This window comes from Nonomuraea sp. NPDC046570, from assembly GCF_040645915.1.
Classification (GTDB): domain Bacteria; phylum Actinomycetota; class Actinomycetes; order Streptosporangiales; family Streptosporangiaceae; genus Nonomuraea.
On the sequence record NZ_JBEYZF010000014.1, the window covers coordinates 63,436 to 82,703 of the forward strand.

Sequence of the window (19,268 nt, forward strand, 5' to 3'; positions counted from 1 at the left end):
ACGGGAGCAGCGGATCGGGGAAGGTGCGCGTTCCCAGAGCATGAACGTGAAGACATCCCGGCCGCCACCCGCCCTCGCCGAGGCGCGGCTGGCGGCCTTGTACCGGGAGCGCCGGCTGGAGCTGATCCGGCTCGCGGTGCTCCTGGTCGGCGACAGGGAGACGGCCGAGGACGTGGTCCAGGACGTCTTCGCCCGGTTGCACGGCCGCGATCCCGGGGTGCTCACCCTCGCCTACGTCAGGACCTGCGTGCTCAACGGCTCCCGCTCGGTGCTCAGGCGGCGCGCCGTGGCGCTGCGCAGGACCGAGCGGGCCAGGGGGGCGGTCGAGTCGGCGGAGGCCGCCGCGCTGCTCGGGGAGTCGCGCCGGGAGGTGCTGGACGCGCTGCGCAGGTTGCCGGGGCGCCAGCGGGAGGCGCTGGTGCTGCGCTTCTACCTGGACCTGCCCGAAGCCGAGATCGCCAGGACCATGCGGGTCCGGCAGAGCACCGTCCGCTCGACCACGGCCAGAGCGCTGGCCAGGCTCAACCGGGAACTGGGAGGAAACGCCTGATGAGCGTCATCGAGGACCGGCTGCGCGACGCCATGCACGCCAGGGCGCGGGCCGTACAGGAGGAAGGGGTGGTGCCGGCGCTGCCCGCGCGGCGCCGGGCCGTGCGCTTCGGGTGGGTCGCGCCGATCGTGGTGGCGGTGGCGATCGTGGCGCTGGTGGCCGGGGTCACCGTGGCCGTGCGGGACGAGCCTCGGGAGCCGGTGGTGGTCACCCCGGCCGCCACGCCGCCGTTCTATGTCGGCGCCGTGGTGACCCTTGGCGCGGCCGGGACCGGGTCCGTGGCCGAGCGGGGGCCGCTGGGCGTCTACGACAGCGGAACGGGTCGGCGTACGGCCGAGCTGCCCGTGCTCGCTGAGAGCCGGGTCGCGGGACTCGGCGACGGACGCACGTTCTTCCTGGCCGGACGCGAGCGCGAGGCGGCCGCCATCCGCTTCTACCGGCTCACGCTGACGCCGGACGGCCGGATCGGCCGCCAGGAGGCGCTGCCGATCCCGGCGGATCCGCGCGTCAGGGGGCTGGACGCGCTGGCCGTCTCGCCCGACGGGCGCAAGCTCGCCTACAGCGTCCGCAGCACCACCGACGACGTGCGCGTCGCGGACGTGGGCAGCGGGCAGGTACGCCGCTGGCGTACGGCCAAAGCGGGGGTCAGCTACCGCATGGCGTGGTCGGGGGAGAGCCGCACGCTGGTGTTCTCCTGGTTGGACGAGCGCCCGGTGGGGAGTGAGACCAGGCTGCTCGACACCACGCGACCCGGCCGGGATCTGCTGGACGGCAAGGTGGTCGACGGGCGGTCGACGTTCCCCGCCGTCAAGCCCGGCGGATCGACCTTCGTGACCCAGCAAGGAGGCGGGAGGGGCATTCCGCACCTGGTCGAGTTCTCCACGAGCACTGGCAAGCAGGTGGGCGAGCGGGTCGTGAAGGAGTGGTTCAGCCCGACGGACTACGACGCGACGGGCCGTGTCCTGCTCGGCTTCGTCCGCGGCGGAGCGCCCGCCCGCCTGGACGGCGACCGGCCGGTCCGCATCCCGCTGTCCGGGCTGCCGAAGGGGAAGTCCTTCGAGGCCACCTGGTAGTCAGGGGATGCGCGACAGCATGCGCTCCATGCCGTTGACCCAGTTGTCGCGCAGCGCCTCCGTGGCGCCCGCCAGGTCGCCGGCGACGAGCAGCTCGGCGACGCGGCAGTGCTCGGCCGCCTCGCGTTCCAGCGGCGCGTCGTAGCCGGCCAGCAGGTGGGCGTAGCGCCGCATCCCGGCCTTCACGCTGGTGATCAGATCCAGCAGCCGCTCGTTCGACGAGCCGCTGAGCAGCAGGTCGTGCCACTCGTCGTCGTGGCGTTCTATGACCTGCTGCTCGGCCACCGGGTCGGGGAAGTCGTTGGCCAGGCGCAGCAGCTCGGGGCCGATCTCCTTGAGGTAGGCGGGGTCGGAGGTGGACAGCGCCAGCGACTCCAGCGCGGCGACGATCTCGCACAGCTCCCTGAACTCCTTGCGGCTGACCGGCGCGAACCGGAACCCCCGGCCCTGGTTGCTCTCCAGCACGCCCTCGCCGGCCAGCGTGATCAGCGCCTCACGCAAAGGTGTACGGCTGACGCCGAGCTCGGCGGCGAGCGCGGCCTCGTTGACGTCGGTGCCTGCGGCGAAGTCGCCCCTGCCGAGCCTGAGCAGAAGCTCTTCCCTGATCTGCTCGCGAAGCGGACGTCGCTCGATCGCCATGACCTCTCCTCCAGTTGATCTACGTCCGCATCTTAACTCTTGACGTGATGCAAAATACTGCACTATGAATTCTGTGCACAATATATTACTCGCGCAAGTGGAGGTTGACAGGTGCTGACCCGGGTGCCGGGGCTGCTGTTCGGCGGGGACTACAACCCTGAGCAGTGGCCGGAGGAGGTGTGGGCCGAGGACGTCCGCCTGATGGCGGAGGCCGGGGTGAACCTGGCGACGGTCGCGGTCTTCTCGTGGTCGCGCCTCGAACCGCGTCCAGGCGAGTACGACTTCGGCTGGCTGGACCGTGTGCTCGACCTGCTGCACGCGCACGGCGTCGCCGCCGACCTGGCCACCGCGACCGCGACGCCACCGCCCTGGCTGGTGCGCGACCACCCGTCGGTCATGCCGGTCACGGCCGACGGCGTCCGCCTCGACTTCGGCTCCCGCCAGGGCTACTGCCCCAGCTCCCCGCTGTTCAGGCAGCACGCGGTACGGCTGGCGCGCACCCTGGCGACCCGCTACCGCAACCACCCCGCGCTCGCGATGTGGCACATCGGCAACGAGTACGCCGACCACACCCTCGAATGCTTCTGCGATGAGTCCGCCCGACATTTCCGGAAATGGCTGGCGGAGCGGTACGAGTGCGTCGACGGGCTCAACGCCGCCTGGGGAACCTCCTGCTGGGGCCAGCACTACACCTCGCTCGACCAGGTGAACCCGCCCCGCACCGCCCCGGGCCCGATCAACCCCGCCCAGGTCCTCGACTGGCGCCGCTTCAGCAGCGACGCCCTCCTGGAGTGCTTCGCGGCGGAGAAGGCCGTGCTCAGGGAGATCACCCCCGACGTCCCCGTCACCACGAACTTCATGAGCATCCTGCACGGCCTCGACTACTGGACCTGGGCCGCCGCCGAGGACCTGGTCAGCGACGACGCCTACCCCGACCCCGCCGACCCGGACTCCCACGTCGCCGTGGCGATGAGCTACGACCTCATGCGCTCCCTCAAGCAGCGCCCCTGGCTGCTGCTGGAGTCCGCGCCCGGCGCCGTCTCCTGGCGCGAGGTCAACGCGCCCAAACCGCCCGGCCTGATGCGCCTGCACAGCCTCCAGGCGCTCGCCCACGGCTCCGACGGCGTGATGTTCTTCCAGTGGCGCCAGGCCAAGTACGGCCCCGAGAAGTTCCACTCCGCGCTGCTCCCGCACGGCGGCACCGCCACCCGCGGCTGGCAGGACACCCTCGGCCTCGGCGCCGACCTGCGCGCCCTCGCCGAGATCGCCGGGACCACGACGAAGGCCGACGTCGCGCTCGTCCTGGACTGGGAGAGCTGGTGGGGCCTGGAGGCCCCCGAGTCGATGCCCTCCAACCGCCTCAAACTCAAAAACCTCCTGCTCAGCTGGTACGCCCCCCTGCACGCCCGCGGCATCCAGGTCGACCTCGCCCCACCCGGCCGCGACCTGTCCGGATACCGCCTGGTGATCGCGCCCAACCTCTACCTCTGCACACCGGAGCACGCCGAGTCGCTCGCCGCCGTCCAGGGCGAACTCGTGGTCGGCCCGTTCAGCGGCGTCGTCGACGCGGCCGACCAGGTCCACGACGGCGGCGCCCCCGGCCCGCTCCGCGACCTGCTGGGCGTCACGGTGGACGAGTTCTGGCCCCTGTCCGACGGCGTCGTCCAGTCGGTGGTCGGCACGGGCCCGCGGGACGCCGAGATGTCCGCGCGGACGTGGGCCGAGTGGATCCGGGTCCTCGACGCCGAGGTCCTCGCGCACTACGCGGGCGGCGACCTGGACGGGCGGCCCGCGATCACCCGCAACGGGCGGACGACCTACCTGAGCTGCCTGCTCGACGACGTGCGGCCGATCCTCGACGACGTCCTCGCCAGGGCGGGCGTACGGCCGGTGGCCGACGTGCCCGACGGCGTGGAGGCCACCCGCCGGGACGGCTACCTCTTCCTGCTCAACCACACGACTTCGGCCCGCCGCGTGCACCTGCGCGGGCCGGGACGGGACCTGCTGACCGGGCGGGATCTCGACGGTGAGATCCGGCTCGAACCCCGCGACGCCGTAGTGCTGCGCCTCGAAGGAGACTCGTGACCCACCCATACATCCCGAACGCCGAACCGGGCGTGCGGGCCGAGATGCTCGCCGCGATCGGCGTGCCGAGCGTCGAGGAGTTCTATGCGGACATCCCGGCGGACCTGCGCCTCGACCGCCCGCTCGACCTGCCCGAACCGTTCGTCGCCGAGTACGACCTGGTCAGGCACATGCGCGGCCTGCTCGGCAACACCACCGACACCGTGCAGGCGCTGAGCTTCCTCGGCCACGGCTGCTACCCGCACCACGTGCCCGCGGTCTGCGACGAGGTCAACTCGCGCAGCGAGTTCCTCACCGCCTACGCGGGCGAGCCGTACGAGGACCACGGCCGCTTCCAGGCGCTGTTCGAGTACGTCAGCATGATGGGCGAGCTCCTGGAGATGGACGTCGTCAACGTCCCGACCTATGACGGGTTCCAGGCGGCGGGCACCGCGCTGCGGATGGCGGCCAGGTACACCGGCCGCGCCAAGGTGCTGGTCGGCGCGGCGATCAGCGGCGACAAGCTGAGCAAGCTGCGTGACTTCCTGGCCCCGGACATCGAGATCGTGCTGGCCGCCACGGACGACGACGGCGAGTTCGCCCGCGTGGTGGACGGCCGGATCCTGACGGCCGACGCCGCCCGGGTGCCCTTCGACGAGTCCTTCGCCGCGATCTACCTGGAGACGCCGAACGTGTACGGCGTCGTCGAGACCCGCGGCCGTGAGCTGGCCGACCTGGCGCACGCCCACGGCGCGCTGCTGGTCGTCGGCGCGGACCCGATCTCGCTGGGCGTGCTGGCCCCGCCCGCCGCCTACGGCGCCGACATCGTCTGCGGCGACATCCAGTCGCTCGGCATCCACCAGAACTACGGCGGCGGCCACGCCGGGTACATCGCCACCCACGACCACGAGCGGCTGGTCGCCGAGTTCCCGTCGCGGCTGTTCGGCATCGCGCCGACCAAGGTCCCCGGCGAGTACGGCTTCGGCGACGTCTTCTACGACCGCACCTCCTTCGCCCTGCGCGAGGAGGGCAAGGAATGGGTGGGCACCGCCGCCGCCCTGTGGGGCATCACCGCCGGCGTCTACCTGGCCCTCATGGGCCCGCAGGGCATGAAGGACCTGGGCGAGGTCGTGCTGGCCCGCACCCGCTACGCGATGGACGCGCTGGCCAAGTTCGCCGAGGTGCTGCACGCGGGCGCGGTCCACTTCCGCGAGTTCGCGATCCGGGTGCCCGACGCCCACGCGCTGCTCGCCGCGCTGCGCGCCGAGAACATCTACGGCGGCGTCCCGCTGGACGACCGCACGCTGCTGGTCTGCGTGACCGAGCGGCATTCCATCGCCGACATCGACCGCCTGGTCCAGGCCGTGAAGGAGGCGCTGTGAGCTCGCAGGCCGAACCGTTCGCCGAACTGCCGATCGCGCCGAAGCCGCCGCTGCGCCGCTTCCACCAGGCGCGCTGGGACGAGCCGATCATCTTCGAGCTGTCGAAGACCGGCCGCCGCGGGCTCGCCGTACCGGAGGCCGGGGCCGAGAAGGTGGAACTGCCGGAGAGTGTACGGCGGGCCGAGCCGCCCAGGCTGCCGGAGATGGCGCAGTTGCACGTGCTGCGGCACTACCTGCGGCTGTCGCAGGAGAACCTGGGCGTCGACCTGAACATCGACGTCGGCCAGGGCACCTGCACGATGAAGTACAGCCCCAAGGTCAACGACCAGTTCGCGAACATGATCGCGGAGCTGCATCCGCTGCAGCACGAGGACACCGTCCAGGGCGTGCTGGAGGTCTACTGGCGGCTGGAGCGGATGCTGGCGGAGATCTCCGGCATGTCGCGGGTGTCGCTGCAGCCGGGGTCGGGGTCGGCGGCCATCTACGCCAACATCGCGATGATCCGCGCCTACCACGCCGCTCGCGGCGAGGGGCACCGCGACCAGGTCATCACCACGATGTTCTCGCACCCGTCGAACGCGGCCTGCGCCAAGACGGCCGGGTACGAGGTCATCACGCTGATGCCGGACGCCGACGGCTACCCGGACATCGAGGCGCTGCGCGCCGCGGTCGGCCCGCGCACGGCCGCCCTGCTGATCACCAACCCCGAGGACACCGGGATCTTCAACCCGCGAATCCGTGAGTTCGTCGAGCTGGTGCACGGGGTGGGCGGGCTGGCCTGCTACGACCAGGCCAACGCCAACGGCATCCTGGGCATCACCCGGGCCCGCGACGCCGGGTTCGACCTGTGCCACTTCAACCTGCACAAGACCTTCTCCACGCCGCACGCCTGCGGCGGCCCCGCGGCCGGAGCGTGCGGCGTCTCGCCGGAGCTGGAGCCGTTCCTGCCGGGACCGATGGTGGACCGCACCGACGACCGCTTTACGCTGACATTTCCGGAAATGTCGGTTGGGAAGATCCGGCCGTTCCTCGGGGTCACCCCGAATGTCGTGCGGGCCTACGCGTGGATCATGGCGATGGGCGCCGAGGGGCTGCGCGAGGTGGCCGAGACGGCGGTGCTCAACAACAACTACCTGATGCACAAGGTGCTGCAGATTCCCGGTGCCTCGGCTCCGTGGGACAAGCGGCGGGTCGAGCAGGTGCGCTACTCCTGGCAGGAGCTGTCCGAGGAGACCGGCGTGCACTCCGAGGAGATCGGTGTGCGGGCGGCCGACTTCGGCGTCCACTACTGGACCAGCCACCACCCGTACGTGGTCCCCGAGCCGTTCACCCTGGAGCCGACCGAGTCGTACTCCATGGAGGACCTCGACGAGTACGCGGCCATCCTGGCGCACGTGGCCGACGAGGCGCGGGCGGATCCCGAGTTCGTCAAGGGCGCGCCGTACAACCAGACCGTGCACAAGATCGATATGACTCCGCTGGACGACCCGAAGCAGTGGGCGCCGACCTGGCGGGCGTACGTGCGCAAGCACCTGCGCGGCGAACCCCAATGAGTCCGTTCACCGTCGGGCTGGTGGTGAACCCGGTCGCCGGGCTCGGCGGGGCGGTCGGACTCAAGGGCAGCGACGGCGCCGAGGTGCAGCGGGAGGCGCTCAGCCGGGGCGCCACGCCGCAGGCGGCGAACCGGGCCGCGCACGCCGTGCGCACCCTGCTGTCTCGGCACCCGGCCACCCGGATCGTCACCGTCCCCGGCGCCATGGGTGAGCACAGCGCCCAGGCGTCCGGTGCCGTCTTCGACCTGGTAGGGCTCCCGGCGTCCCCGGTCACGACGCCCGCTGACACGCGGGCGGCCGTGATCGCGCTCAAGGATGTGGACCTGCTGCTGTTCGCCGGGGGAGACGGCACCGCGCGCGACGTGCTCGACGCCGTGCGCGGGCTCGGCGTCGGCGCGCCTCCCGTGCTGGGCGTCCCGGCCGGGGTGAAGGTCTACTCCGGGTGCTTCGCGCTCAGCCCGGCGGCGGCCGGATTCGCCGCGGCGGACTACGCGGCCTCGCCCCGACGGGCCGAGGCCGAGGTGGTGGATCTCGACGAGGAGCGCTACCGGCACGGGCGGGTCAGCCCCCGCCTGTACGGAGTGCTCGCCGTACCCGCCGACCGGGCCCGGCTGTCCGGCCGGAAGACCGGGTCCAGCAGCGCTGCCCCCGCCACCGTGGAGGGCATCGCGGGCGAAGTGGTGGCGCGGATGCGGCCCGGCGTCCGCTATGTGCTCGGCCCTGGCGCCACCACGACGGCGGTGGGTCGCGAGCTCGACCTGGTCACCACGCTGCTCGGCGTGGACGTGGTCGAGTACCAGGAGGGCAGGTCCCGCCTGGTAGCCTCCGACGTCACCGAGGCCGAGCTGTTCGCGCTGGTGAACGGCCATGAGGCGGTCGCGGTGCTGTCGGTGATCGGCGGGCAGGGCTTCGTGCTCGGCCGGGGTAACCAGCAGCTCTCGCCCCGGGTGCTGCGGGCCGTACAGAACCTGGTCGTGCTGGCCACCCAGCAGAAGCTGGCCGCGCTGAACGGCCGCCCGCTGCTCGCCGACACCGGCGAGGAGGACCTGGACCACAAGCTCGCCGGACACGTCCAGGTGATCACCGGATACCGCGAGAGCACCGTCTACCGCATCGCCGCCGCGAGTGAGGAGAACTTGTGAACACACTGACCGGAAAGGTGGCGATCGTCACCGGCGGGGCCTCGGGCATCGGCCGGGCCACCGCGCTGCTGTTCGCCGAGGAGGGCGCCCAGGTCGTCGTCGCCGACATCGACGGCGCGGGTGCCGAGGCCGTCGCCAAGGAGATCGGCGGCCTCGCCGTCCAGGCCGACGTGTCCAGCCCGGAGGACTGCCGCCGGATCGTGCGGACCGCGGTCGACGGCTTCGGCGGCCTGCACGTGCTGTTCAACAACGCCGGGATCATCCGCCGCACCACCGCCCTGGACCTGGACGTCGAGGAGTGGGACCGGGTGATGGCGGTGAACGTCCGCTCGGTGTTCCTGATGTGCAAGTACGCGATCCCCGCCATGACCGGCGGCGGCTCGATCGTGAACACCGGCTCCGGCTGGGGCCTCAAGGGCGGCGGCAACGCGATCTCCTACTGCGCGTCGAAGGCCGCCGTCGTCAACATGACCAGGGCCCTGGCCATCGACCACGCCAAGGCCGGGATCCGGGTCAACTCCGTCAATCCCGGCGACACCGACACCCCGATGCTGCGCGAAGAGGCCAAGCAGCTCAACGAGGACTGGGCGGCGTTCGAGAAGGACGCCGCCGACCGGCCGATGGGTCGCTCGGGCAGCCCCGAGGAGATCGCTCAGGCCGTGCTCTTCCTGGCGAGTGACGCCGCCAGCTACATCACCGGATCAGCGCTCGTCGTCGACGGCGGCGGGCTCGCCTAACCCCCCTCAGGAGTAAGACATGAAGCGTGCGGCAGCCGTCATCGGCCTCCTCACGATCGCTGCCACGGCGTGCAGTGGCGGCGGCGGCGCACCGGGCGTGCCCGGCTCCGGCGGAAAGGACGCCTCCGACGGCCCGGTGACCATCCGCTGGTCGGCCTGGGGATCGGCGGAGGACATGAAGCTCTACGAGCCCCTGGTCAAGGAGTTCGAGAGCAAGAACCCCAACATCAAGCTCAAGCTGGAGCCGGTGGCCAAGTACGAGGACTACCACCCCAAGCTCCTCACCCAGCTCACCAGCAAGACCGCGCCCGACGTCTTCTTCGTGGGCGACGACAACATCGGCAGGTTCGTCCAGGCCGGTGTCCTGACTCCGCTCAACGACAAACTCGCGAGCGCGGAGTCCAAGAGCAAGCCTGAGGACTTCTTCGAGGGCGTGTACGGCGGCGCCAAGAAGGACGGCCAGATCTACGGCGTCCCGAACGACGTCAACCCCGAGGTCCTCTGGTTCGACAAGAAGGCCCTCAAGGACGCCGGCATCACCGAGAACCCGGCCGAGCTCTACGCCGCGGGTCAGTGGACGATGCCCAAGTACCTGGAGATGGGTCAGCAGCTGGTCAAGGCCGGTAAGTCCGGTTCGTTGTTCTGGAACTGGTACGGCTCCACCTACAGCATGATCCACGGCTTCGGCGGCAAGGCGTGGGACGGCGGCAAGTTCACCGCCACCACCGACCCGAAGGCCCGCGAGGCGCTGCAGACCCTGACCAAGGGCTACGCCGACAAGACCTTCGTCTCCGTTGACCTGCAGCCCGCCAGCAACGGCGGCAACACTCAGTTCCTCAAGCACACGGCGGGCTTCTACGCCGGCGGACGCTGGGTGATCGACATCATCAAGAAGGGCGGCGACAAGGCCAACTACGACGTCGTCCCCTTCCCGTCGCCGGACGGCAAGCCGATGTTGGGCGCGGTGGCCGCCTCCTACCTGGCGATCAACAAGAACACCCCGCACGGCAAGGAGGCGTTCGCCTGGCTGTCCACCTTCGTCAGCAAGGACGGGCAGATCGCCCGTATGAAGGGCGGCGGCGGCGTCCCGTCGATCAAGGGCGCCGAGTCGGTCGTCCTGGACGGCTACCCCGAGCACGCGCAGACCCTGATCGACGTGCGTGACAACGGCTTCGCCAACTACCCGGAGGAGGTCGCCGTGCCAGGTCTGACCGCGGACATCAACGACCACCTCCTGAAGGTCTGGCAGGGCAAGCTGCCCTTCGACCAGGGCATGACGGAGCTGCAGAAACTCGTTGAAGGCAAGCTCGGCTAGTGGCCACACTCAGCCGCCCCAGGACCGCCCCGGCCAAGACCTCTCCCGCCAAGAAGGTCAGGAGCCGGGACGGCCTGTGGGCCGCCTTCTTCCTCGCTCCCCAGGTGGTGGGGCTGGTCGTGTTCCTGATCGTGCCGCTCGGGCTCGCCGTGGTGCTGGCGTTCATGCAGTGGGGTGGGATCGACGAGCAGAAGTGGGTCGGCTTCGACAACTTCGCCACCCAGCTGAGCGACCCGATGTTCGGGCGGGCCGTCTGGAACACCATCAAGATCGCGTTGATCACCGTGCCGGTGGGGTTGTCCCTTGCGGTGCTCATCGCGGTGGCGCTCAACAGCATCAAGGGCAGCAGCTTCTACCGGGTGCTGTACTTCATGCCGGTCGTCACCAGCTCGGTCGCGGTCGCGCTGATCTGGCAGGTCATCCTGGCCGATGGCGAGAACGGCGTGCTGAACACCTCGCTGCGGAAGTGGTTCGGCATCACCGCCCCCGACTGGCTGGGCAGCCCCGAGTGGGTGATCGTCTCCATCGCGATCGTGACGATCTGGTCCTCGCTCGGGCTCAACGTGGTCATCTTCATGGCCGGTCTGCAGACGATCCCGCCGCAGGTCTTCGAGGCGGCCAGGATCGACGGGGCGAGCGCGCTGCAGACCTTCCGCCGCGTCACGCTTCCGCTGCTGTCGCCCACGATCTTCTTCTCCACGGTCGTCGCGGTGATCAGCTCCCTGCAGGCGTTCGACCTGATCTACGTGCTGGTCGACCCGAAGGACAACGAAGGCGCGCAGACGATCGTGTTCCGGGTCTACGAGCTCGGCTTCCGCGACTTCGAGTTCGGCATGAGCAGCGCCGCCTCGATCCTGCTGCTGCTTCTCACCCTGATCGTCACCCTCATCCAGTTCGCGGCGCAGAAGCGCTTCGTCCACTACGACTCCTAGGGAAATCCGCCATGCGAACCAGGCAGGTCGCCCTGCACGTCTCGCTGACCATCGGCGGGCTCCTGATGCTGTTCCCCTTTGTCTGGATGTTCCTGACGTCCTTCAAGGGCACGCACCAGATGCTCAACGACCCGACCGCCTGGCTGCCCAGCCCCTGGCTGCCGCAGAACTACGTGGACGTGGTGACGGGAAGCAACGCCCTGGGCGCTTTCTGGAACAGCTTCTACATCGCGGTCCTGAACGTCGCCCTGACGCTGCTGACCTCGGCGATGGCCGCCTACGCCTTCGCCCGCATCAAGTTCCGGGGCTCGGGCGCGCTGTTCGTGGTCTTCCTGGCCACCCAGATGGTGCCGCCGCAGGTGACGATCGTCCCGCTCTACCTGATGCTGGCCGAGATCGGCTGGGTGGATTCGCACATGTCGCTGATCGTGCCCACGATCGCCAACCCGTTCGCCGTCTTCCTGCTGCGCCAGTTCATCCGGGCGGTTCCGGTGGAGCTGGAGGAAGCGGCCAGGATCGACGGCGCCAACCGCTGGACGATCTTCTGGGGGGTCGTGCTGCCCAACATCAAGCCGGGCCTCGGGGCGATGGGCATCATCGCTTTCCTCTCCGCCTGGAACTCTTACTTCTTCCCGCTGATCTTCCTCAACACGCCCGAACTGTTCACGGTGCCGCTGCTGCTGGCCACCTACGCCAAGCAGTACGGCGCGATCGACTACGGCCTCATCCTGGCCGCCTCCTCGATCGCGGTCGTGCCCACGCTGATCGCCTTCCTGATCGGCCAGCGGAGGATCATCAACTCGATGGCCGCGTCCGGCCTCGGAGGACGCTGAAGTGTTCACCCTCGACCTACGCGAACGCCCCTTCACCGACCGGGGCTCCCGCCTGCTGGTGATGGCGGCCGACGACGGCTCCCTGTGGATCGCCCGCGCCTCCTACGAGACCCGCCTCTCCGACACCACCGTCCTCACGGGCCTGCGCCTCTACGCGGGCACCCAAGAGCTGCCGGTACGGCGGGCGCTACCGGACCGCGTCGAGTACGCGGACGGCACCTGCCTGACCTTCGCCGACCCCGAAACCCTCGTCCTGGTGAGCGCTACCGCGGCGGCCCTGGCGGTCTCGGACGGCGAGGCCGCGTTGGCCGGTACGGTTACGGCGGTCTGGGATGGCGGGTCCTCGGTGGTGGACGGGTGCCTGGCGCTGGTCGGTGTGGGGGAGCACGACGGCGCCGAGGCGTTGCGCGAGGCCGGGGCGCGGTGGGCGGAGTGGTTCGGCCGGATGCCCGCCGTCCGGGAGGATCTGCGGGAGCGGGCCGAGATGGCCTGGTGGACGCTCGCCGTCAACCTGGTCGACATCCAGGGCCGCGAGTCGCTGATCCCCTCCAAGTACGGATATGTCGGGCTGTGGAACTGGGATTCCTACTTCCACGCCATCGCCCTGCGCCACGCCGACCCCGCCCTGGCCCGCGACCAGATCCGCATCCTGCTCGACCATCAGCGCCCCGACGGCCTCATCCCCGACGTGGTCCACGACCACGGCACCCTGTCCGAAACCACCGACCTCCCCCGCTCCGACCAACTCCGCCTGGCCCAGCACGTCGGCCAGGCGACCACCGCCTCCAGCAGCCAGGGCGCCGGTGAGCCGGTGGGCGGGGTCGTGCCGGTGACCAAGCCGCCGCTCACCGCGTGGGCCGTCTGGAAGATCCACGAGGTCGCGCCCGACCTGGACTTCCTCGCCGAGGTCTATGAGCCGCTGGTTCGCTCGCAGAACTGGTGGCTGGCGCACTCCGACCCCGACGGCGACGGCCTGGCCGAGTACCTGCACCCGTACTCCTCCGGCCTCGACGACAGCCCCATCTGGGACCACGGCCCCCGCGCCGAACCCCCCGACCTGAACTCCTACCTGGCCCTGCAGTACGACCGCCTGGCCGACATCGCCGCCGCCCTGGGCCGCGAGGAGGACGCGGCGGCCTGGCGGGTGAAGGCGCAGGAGCACACCGACCTGCTGGTCGGCCGCCGCTGGACGGGCGCCCGCTTCACCACGCTCGCCGGAGGCGAGGAAGTGGCGACCAGAACGGCCCTGGACCTCATGCCGCTGTTCACCGGCCGCCTGCCACGGGAGATCGCCGCGAAGCTGGTGGCGGACCTGCGGTCGCCGAGCTTCTGGGGCGAACGCCCGGTGCCGACGGTCGCCTTCGACGACCCGCTGTTCGACCAGGACGCGATGTGGCGCGGCCCGGTGTGGCTCAACGTGAACTACCTCCTGATCGACGGCCTGCGCCGGTCCGGATACGACGCGGACGCCGACGAGCTGACCGGGCGCACCCTGGCCATGGTCCGCGACGGCGGCGGCCTGTACGAGTACTGGAACCCGCTGACCGGCACCCGGGCGGCCCGCGCCACCTCGGGCTTCGGCTGGTCGGCCGCCCTGTTCATCGACCTGGCGGCCCGCGACGCGAATCCGGCGGGGCATGTCGAAGCGGAGGTGCCCGCTCCGACCTCCGGTTGAGAGGCGCCCGACGGGGGTGCCGCGAAACGGGAGTTCACCATGACGACCGACACCCTCGCCAGGGCCGGAAAGCGGGAGTGGGTCGGGCTGGCCGTGCTCGGCCTGCCCACACTGCTGCTGTCCCTGGACATGAGCGTGCTCTACCTGGCTCTGCCCCACCTCAGCGCCGAGCTCGGCGCCACCGGCGTCCAGCAGCTGTGGATCACCGACATCTACGGGTTCATGATCGCCGGATTCCTGGTCACCATGGGCACGGTCGGCGACCGCGTCGGCCGCCGCAAGCTGCTCCTGATCGGCGCCGTCGCCTTCGGCGTCGCCTCGGTGGTGGCCGCCCTGTCCACCAGCGCCGAGATGCTCATCGCCGCCCGCGCCCTGCTCGGCGTGGCCGGAGCGACGCTGATGCCGTCCACGCTCGCCCTGATCGGCAACATGTTCGCCGACCCCAGGCAGCGCGGGCTGGCCATCGGCGTCTGGATGAGCTGCTTCCTCGGCGGCGTCGCCGCCGGGCCGATCATCGGCGGCGCGCTGCTGGGGGCCTTCTGGTGGGGCGCGGCCTTCCTGCTGGGCGTACCGGTCATGCTGGTGCTGCTGGTGGCGGGCCCGCTGCTGCTGCCCGAGTTCCGCGCTCCCCAGGCCGGGCGGGTGGACCTGGCCAGCGTGGCACTCTCCCTGGCCGCCATCCTGCCGCTCATCTACGGCCTCAAGGAACTGGCCCAGGCGGGCCGGCAGCCGCTGCCCCTCGCCGCCATCCTGGCGGGCGTGATCTTCGCCGTCGCGTTCGTACGGCGTCAGCGGCGGCTGGCCGACCCCCTGCTGGACCTGCGCCTGTTCAGCGATCGCACGTTCAGCTCGGCGCTCGGCGTCTGGCTGCTGTTCGGCGCGGTGCAGGGCGGCAGCTACCTGTTCTTCGCGCTGTACCTGCAGGTGGTCGCCGGACTCTCGCCGATCGAGGCTGGGCTGCGGCTCGTCCCCTCGGCAATCGCCATGATCGTCGCCTCGCTGCTCGCCCCGGTCCTGGCCCGGCGGATCAGGCCGGGCAGCCTGATCGCGGCCGGACTCCTGGTCGCCGCCGGCGGCTACGTGGTGCTGACCCTGGTGGACGGCGGGGGCGGTGTCCCCATCGTGGTGGCGGGCCTGGTCGTCTCCCTGTTCGGGGTGGGCGTGGCCGGGGCGCTGGGCACGGGCCTGATCATCGGCTCGGTCCCGTCCGCCAAGACGGGCTCGGCGGCGGCCCTGTCGGAGACGAGCGGCCAGTTCGGCATCGCGCTGGGCATCGCCGTCATGGGCACCATCGGCACCGTCCTCTACCAGGGCCGGTTCGCGGCTCCCGAGGGGCTGCCCGCCGGGGTGGCGTCGGCGGCGGAGGAGAGCATCGCCGGGGCCACGATCGCGGCCCGGACCCTGCCCGGCGACGCCGCCACCCGCCTCCTCGACGCCGCCAGGGACGCCTTCAGCTCCGGGATCAGCTCGCTGGCCTGGATCAGCGCCCTCTTCTTCGTCGCCCTCGCCATCCTCGCGGCCGTCACCCTGAGGCAAGCCCCGCCGACCGGCGGGGCCGTACCCGCGGAGGAGGACGGCAGGCACGCGGACGAGGTCGCGCGGGCCTGAGCGGCGCCGCGCGGACGGTTTGGGGAAGGGGCAGCCCGCGGTCAGCCGAAGACCGCGGGTGGGGGGACCGGGGCCAGGACGGGGTCGCCGTCTCTGATCGGAGGGGCGCCGGCCACGAAGTTCGTGAGGGCGTCGCCGTACACGCATCTGGCCTGGGTCAGCCCGCCCGCGGCTCGGCGGGACAGCGGGTCGACGGGCAGGGGGGACGGTGAGGCGGCCACGATCAGGTTGCCGAATCTGCGGCCGCGCATGACGCCGGGCTCGGCCAGGAGCGCCACGTGCCGGAAGGTGCCGCGCACGGTGGCGACGAGCCGGCGCGCGAAGGCCAGCCCCTTGCCGTCGGCCGTGTTGATCAGCAGGGTGCCCGTGGGGCGGAGCACCCTGGCGATGTCGCCCATGTACTCGGCCGTGGCCAGTTCCACCGGCATGGTCGCCCCGGAGAAGGCGTCCAGGATGAACAGGTCGGTCGAGGCGTCCCAGATGCCTTCGGTGGCCTCGCGCCCGCCCTGGACGCGCACCTTGGTCTTGGGCACCGACTTGAGGTTGAGCTGTTCGCGTACCAGGTCGACGAGCAGGCCGTCGGGCTCGATCACGATCTGCCGGGAGCCCGGCCGGGTGGCGGCGACGTAGCGCGGCAGAGTGCAGGCGCCGCCGCCGACGTGTACGCAGCTCAGCGCCCCGTCGGGGATGACGTCGATCACATCGGCCATCAACCGGACATACTCGAAATCCAGAAATGTCGGATCTTCCAGGTCCACGTACGACTGGGGCACGCCATCCTTGGACAGCACCCATCCGCTGGGGCGGTCGAAATCCTTCAGCAGTTCGACCTCCCCGAAGGTGACCGGGTAGCGGCCCGGCATCGGCTCGCGCGGCCCACGTGTCACGACCGGCTCCCTTCTGGTATATCGAGGTGGAACTTGTCCCTTGGAGAACCGTATGCGTAGACGACGCCTGCTTGTGCTGGTAACCGCGCTGCTCGCGCTGGGCGGTGCCGGCACCTTCGCCTACGTGTCCGCGACCGGCGTCAAGGGCAGCGCCGGGCAGACCGCCGCAGCGTACTTCGAGGCGTGGCAGGGCGGCTACCCGGACACGATGCGCGACCTGGTGGCCGACCCGCCCGCCGACTTCGTCCAGCGCCATCTCGGCCTGAACGAGGAGCTGCGGGTGGAGAAGCTCGAACTGCGGCCGGGGGCGGTACGGAGCACCGGGGAGGAGACGGCCGAGGTGGCCTTCGCCGGGACCAGGACGATCACCGAGATGGGGCCGTGGCCGTTCCAGGGGACGTTGCGGCTGGCCGTGCGGGGGACGAAGTGGAAGGTCCTGTGGGCGCCCGAGACGCTGCATCCGGCGTTGAAGGACGGCGGGAGCGTCACGCTCGACGAGATCAAGGTGCCGGGGGTCGAGCTGGTCACCAAGTCGGGGATCAAGATGCCGTTCAACAGCGGGGCCGAGCCGTACCTGATGGAGCTCAACGAGCGGCTCGGCACGGTCAACTCCGGCTGGGCGATCAACGCCAGGACGGCGGGCGGGCAGGTTCGACGGCTCGTGGTCTACCAGCCGCCGCCCGCGCGCCAGGTGCGCACCACGCTGTCGCGCCCGGTGCAGGCCGCGGCGGCGCGCGCGCTGGACGGCGTCAGGCAGCCCGCGGCGGTCGTCGCCGTGCGGGCCAGCACGGGGGAGATCCTGGCGATCGCCGACCGGCTGGGCGGTGAGCGGGCGGCGCTGCAGACCCTCTATCCGCCGGGCTCGGCGTTCAAGGTGGTCACCGCGGCCGGGCTGCTGGCCGCCGGTCTCAGGCCGGACAGCGTCGTGCCGTGTCCCGGGGCCACCAGGCTGCCCGGCGGCATGCACGAGTTCCTCAACCCGGAGGGCAAGGACAGGGGTGACCTCCCATTCGGCACCGCCTTCACGCAGCCGTGCAACACCACCTTCGTTGAGCAGGTCGGCAGCAGGCTGAAGGCGCCCGGTCTCGCCGCGCTTGCCAAGAACTGGGGGTTCGACGGCAAGGGCCTGGCCACCGGGGTCGGCGGCCTGTGCGGCAGCGCGAGCCCGGCCGACGCCCCCGACAAGATCGGGGCCGCCGCCATGGGGACGGGGTCGGTGAAGGCCACGCCTCTGTGCATGGCCGTGGCCGCCGCCGCCGTGGACAGCGGGACCTGGCGCGCGCCGAGGCTGGTCACCGTCAAGGCCGCCAGGAAGCTCGACGGCGCGCCGCCGAAGGGCGCGGAGCTCGACGGGCGCGTCACCGAGGGGCTGCGCGCGATGATGCGCCAGGCGGTCGTCCCGGGCAGCACGGTGGGCCGCGGCCTGCCCGGCGGGGTCTCCGGCGTGACCGGCACCGCCGAGCCCGCCGACGGCGGCCGGAAACACGCTTGGTTCGTCGGCTTCCGGGGCGATGTGGCCTTCTCGGTCCTGGTCGAGAACGGCGGCTCGGGCGACACGGCGGCCCTCCCGATCGCCGCCCGATTCCTCAAGGGCCTCTAACTTACGGGAGCGTAGGTTACGCTATCGTAGGTTTTATGATGAGTGTTCCCCTGCTCTCCAAGCCTCGGCTGCGTGGCTGGTTGCACGCTGGAGCCCTGCCGGTCGCCCTCGTGGCCGGATTCGTCCTGGTAGCGCTGGGTCCCACCCTCGAGGCCAGGCTCGCCTCCGCGATCTACGCGATCACCTCCGGCCTGCTGTTCGGCATCTCCGCCACCTACCATCGCGGCACCCTCGGCCCGCGCCTGGCCGAGGTGCTGCGCCGGTTCGACCACGCGAACATCTACCTGATCATCGCCGGCACCTACACCCCCTTCGCCCTGCTCGCCCTCGACGGCGCGGCGCGGGTGGCCGTGCTGGCCGTGGTCTGGTCGGGCGCGCTGGCCGGGGTGCTGTTCCGGGTGTTCTGGATGAACGCGCCCCGCTGGCTCTACACGGTCCTCTACCTGGCGCTCGGCTGGACGGCCGTCTTCGTGCTGCCGCAACTGCTCACCGGCGCCGGCGCGGCCGCGGTCGCGCTGGTCGCCGTCGGCGGCGTCCTCTACAGCCTCGGAGCCGTCGTGTACGGCCTGCGCCGCCCCGACCCCTTCCCCCGCTGGTTCGGCTTCCACGAGATCTTCCACGCCTGCACCGTGGCCGCCTACCTGGTGCAGTACATCGCGATCTCGATGGTGGTCTACTCCCACGCTTAGCACCGACATTTGACCGCACGCTGGTGTGCCGTCGCGGGTTTCATGGGAAATCCCCCAGCATGGACCAATTGGCGGGCACCTGGTGGCTCTTCCTCATCCGGGGCATCTGCGCGATCATCTTCGGTATCCTCGCGCTGATCTGGCCGGGGATCACGCTGCTGACCCTGGTGATCTTCTTCGGCGCCTACGCGATCGTCAGCGGCGTCTTCTCGCTGTTCAGCGCCCTCCGGCACGGCGCGCAGGGCAGGGCCTGGATGATCCTGTCCGGCATCCTCGGCATCGCGGCGGGCATCATCGCCTTCGCCTGGCCCGGCATCACCACGATCGCGCTCCTCTACGTCATCGCCTTCTGGGCGATCTTCGCCGGTATCTCCGAGATCATCGCGGGCATCAAGCTCCGCAACGAGATCGAGAACGAATGGATGCTGATCGTCGGCGGCGTGTTGTCGGTCATCTTCGGTCTGCTGCTGGTCATCTGGCCGCGCTCGGGCGCGCTCGCGCTCACCTGGCTGATCGGCATCTTCGCCATCATCTACGGCGTCACGACGGTCGTGCTCGCCTTCCGGGTGAAAAACCTGGTGCGCTAGAC

At 70.8% G+C, this 19,268-nt stretch carries 17 protein-coding genes; 15 read left to right on the forward strand and 2 right to left on the reverse strand.

Annotation, left to right across the window (positions count from 1 at the left end; genetic code table 11):
- Positions 1–40: 40 nt before the first annotated feature.
- Both ABZ911_RS22775 and ABZ911_RS22780 read left to right on the forward strand, forming a co-directional pair.
- Positions 41–550 (forward strand): sigma-70 family RNA polymerase sigma factor, encoded by a 510-nt coding sequence (locus ABZ911_RS22775; protein WP_358059064.1) that lies wholly within the window; start codon positions 41–43, stop codon positions 548–550.
- Positions 550–1,623: a hypothetical protein gene (locus tag ABZ911_RS22780; RefSeq protein WP_358059067.1), complete on the forward strand. Its 1,074-nt coding sequence runs from the start codon at positions 550–552 to the stop codon at positions 1,621–1,623. The genes ABZ911_RS22775 and ABZ911_RS22780 overlap by 1 nt, the downstream gene beginning before the upstream one ends.
- Here ABZ911_RS22780 and ABZ911_RS22785 read toward each other — a convergent pair whose 3' ends face one another.
- The gene (locus tag ABZ911_RS22785; protein WP_358059070.1) at positions 1,624–2,262 is read right to left on the reverse strand and encodes a GntR family transcriptional regulator; all 639 of its coding nucleotides are present in this window, start codon (positions 2,260–2,262) and stop codon (positions 1,624–1,626) included.
- A gap of 111 nt (positions 2,263–2,373) precedes the next feature.
- Between ABZ911_RS22785 and ABZ911_RS22790 the strand changes: the two genes are divergently transcribed.
- The 10 genes from ABZ911_RS22790 to ABZ911_RS22835 are packed head-to-tail and all read left to right on the forward strand — an operon-like array spanning position 2,374 to position 15,503.
- Positions 2,374–4,347 carry a beta-galactosidase gene (locus tag ABZ911_RS22790; protein WP_358059073.1) on the forward strand — a complete coding sequence of 658 codons (1,974 nt, stop codon included), beginning with the start codon at positions 2,374–2,376 and terminating at the stop codon, positions 4,345–4,347.
- Positions 4,344–5,708, forward strand: a complete 1,365-nt coding sequence (gene gcvPA, locus ABZ911_RS22795; RefSeq protein ID WP_358059076.1) for an aminomethyl-transferring glycine dehydrogenase subunit GcvPA — start codon at positions 4,344–4,346, stop codon at positions 5,706–5,708. Before ABZ911_RS22790 ends, gcvPA begins: the two co-directional genes overlap by 4 nt.
- Positions 5,705–7,261, forward strand: coding sequence for an aminomethyl-transferring glycine dehydrogenase subunit GcvPB (gcvPB, locus tag ABZ911_RS22800; RefSeq protein WP_358059078.1), 1,557 nt, complete (start codon positions 5,705–5,707; stop codon positions 7,259–7,261). Before gcvPA ends, gcvPB begins: the two co-directional genes overlap by 4 nt.
- Complete coding sequence (locus tag ABZ911_RS22805; protein ID WP_358059081.1) at positions 7,258–8,403, forward strand: NAD(+)/NADH kinase; 1,146 nt, start codon at positions 7,258–7,260, stop codon at positions 8,401–8,403. Before gcvPB ends, ABZ911_RS22805 begins: the two co-directional genes overlap by 4 nt.
- Positions 8,400–9,140 (forward strand): SDR family NAD(P)-dependent oxidoreductase, encoded by a 741-nt coding sequence (locus ABZ911_RS22810; RefSeq protein WP_358059084.1) that lies wholly within the window; start codon positions 8,400–8,402, stop codon positions 9,138–9,140. The genes ABZ911_RS22805 and ABZ911_RS22810 overlap by 4 nt, the downstream gene beginning before the upstream one ends.
- Positions 9,141–9,159: 19 nt before the next feature.
- On the forward strand, positions 9,160–10,455 hold the full coding sequence (locus ABZ911_RS22815; RefSeq protein WP_358059087.1) for a sugar ABC transporter substrate-binding protein: 1,296 nt from the start codon (positions 9,160–9,162) through the stop codon (positions 10,453–10,455).
- Complete coding sequence (locus tag ABZ911_RS22820; RefSeq protein WP_358059090.1) at positions 10,455–11,387, forward strand: sugar ABC transporter permease; 933 nt, start codon at positions 10,455–10,457, stop codon at positions 11,385–11,387. The genes ABZ911_RS22815 and ABZ911_RS22820 overlap by 1 nt, the downstream gene beginning before the upstream one ends.
- An 11-nt stretch (positions 11,388–11,398) precedes the next feature.
- Positions 11,399–12,220: a carbohydrate ABC transporter permease gene (locus tag ABZ911_RS22825; protein ID WP_358059093.1), complete on the forward strand. Its 822-nt coding sequence runs from the start codon at positions 11,399–11,401 to the stop codon at positions 12,218–12,220.
- Position 12,221: 1 nt separating this feature from the next.
- Complete coding sequence (locus tag ABZ911_RS22830) at positions 12,222–13,895, forward strand: glycogen debranching protein (RefSeq protein ID WP_358059096.1); 1,674 nt, start codon at positions 12,222–12,224, stop codon at positions 13,893–13,895.
- A 39-nt stretch (positions 13,896–13,934) separates the two neighbouring features.
- Complete coding sequence (locus ABZ911_RS22835; protein ID WP_358059099.1) at positions 13,935–15,503, forward strand: MFS transporter; 1,569 nt, start codon at positions 13,935–13,937, stop codon at positions 15,501–15,503.
- Positions 15,504–15,544: 41 nt separating this feature from the next.
- Here the strand turns inward: ABZ911_RS22835 and ABZ911_RS22840 are convergent, their stop codons facing one another.
- On the reverse strand, positions 15,545–16,390 hold the full coding sequence (locus tag ABZ911_RS22840) for a fused MFS/spermidine synthase (protein WP_358059102.1): 846 nt from the start codon (positions 16,388–16,390) through the stop codon (positions 15,545–15,547).
- 52 nt (positions 16,391–16,442) lie between these two features.
- Between ABZ911_RS22840 and ABZ911_RS22845 the strand changes: the two genes are divergently transcribed.
- From ABZ911_RS22845 to ABZ911_RS22855, 3 genes are read left to right on the forward strand one after another with little or no spacing between them, the layout of a single operon-like run.
- Positions 16,443–17,990: a penicillin-binding transpeptidase domain-containing protein gene (locus ABZ911_RS22845; RefSeq protein WP_358059105.1), complete on the forward strand. Its 1,548-nt coding sequence runs from the start codon at positions 16,443–16,445 to the stop codon at positions 17,988–17,990.
- Positions 17,991–18,025: 35 nt separating this feature from the next.
- Positions 18,026–18,679, forward strand: a complete 654-nt coding sequence (locus ABZ911_RS22850; RefSeq protein ID WP_358059108.1) for a hemolysin III family protein — start codon at positions 18,026–18,028, stop codon at positions 18,677–18,679.
- A gap of 59 nt (positions 18,680–18,738) precedes the next feature.
- Positions 18,739–19,266: an HdeD family acid-resistance protein gene (locus ABZ911_RS22855; RefSeq protein ID WP_358059111.1), complete on the forward strand. Its 528-nt coding sequence runs from the start codon at positions 18,739–18,741 to the stop codon at positions 19,264–19,266.
- Positions 19,267–19,268 lie beyond the last annotated feature (2 nt).

Coding starts and splice junctions, on each gene's coding strand:
- ABZ911_RS22805 (WP_358059081.1), top strand. CDS start 7,258: ATGAGTCCGTTCACCGTCGGGCTGGTGGTGAACCCGGTCGCCGGGCTC.
- ABZ911_RS22775 (WP_358059064.1), top strand. CDS start 41: ATGAACGTGAAGACATCCCGGCCGCCACCCGCCCTCGCCGAGGCGCGG.
- ABZ911_RS22815 (WP_358059087.1), top strand. CDS start 9,160: ATGAAGCGTGCGGCAGCCGTCATCGGCCTCCTCACGATCGCTGCCACG.
- ABZ911_RS22855 (WP_358059111.1), top strand. CDS start 18,739: ATGGACCAATTGGCGGGCACCTGGTGGCTCTTCCTCATCCGGGGCATC.
- ABZ911_RS22835 (WP_358059099.1), top strand. CDS start 13,935: ATGACGACCGACACCCTCGCCAGGGCCGGAAAGCGGGAGTGGGTCGGG.
- ABZ911_RS22780 (WP_358059067.1), top strand. CDS start 550: ATGAGCGTCATCGAGGACCGGCTGCGCGACGCCATGCACGCCAGGGCG.
- ABZ911_RS22845 (WP_358059105.1), top strand. CDS start 16,443: ATGCGTAGACGACGCCTGCTTGTGCTGGTAACCGCGCTGCTCGCGCTG.
- ABZ911_RS22825 (WP_358059093.1), top strand. CDS start 11,399: ATGCGAACCAGGCAGGTCGCCCTGCACGTCTCGCTGACCATCGGCGGG.
- ABZ911_RS22785 (WP_358059070.1), bottom strand. CDS start 2,262: ATGGCGATCGAGCGACGTCCGCTTCGCGAGCAGATCAGGGAAGAGCTT.
- ABZ911_RS22850 (WP_358059108.1), top strand. CDS start 18,026: ATGATGAGTGTTCCCCTGCTCTCCAAGCCTCGGCTGCGTGGCTGGTTG.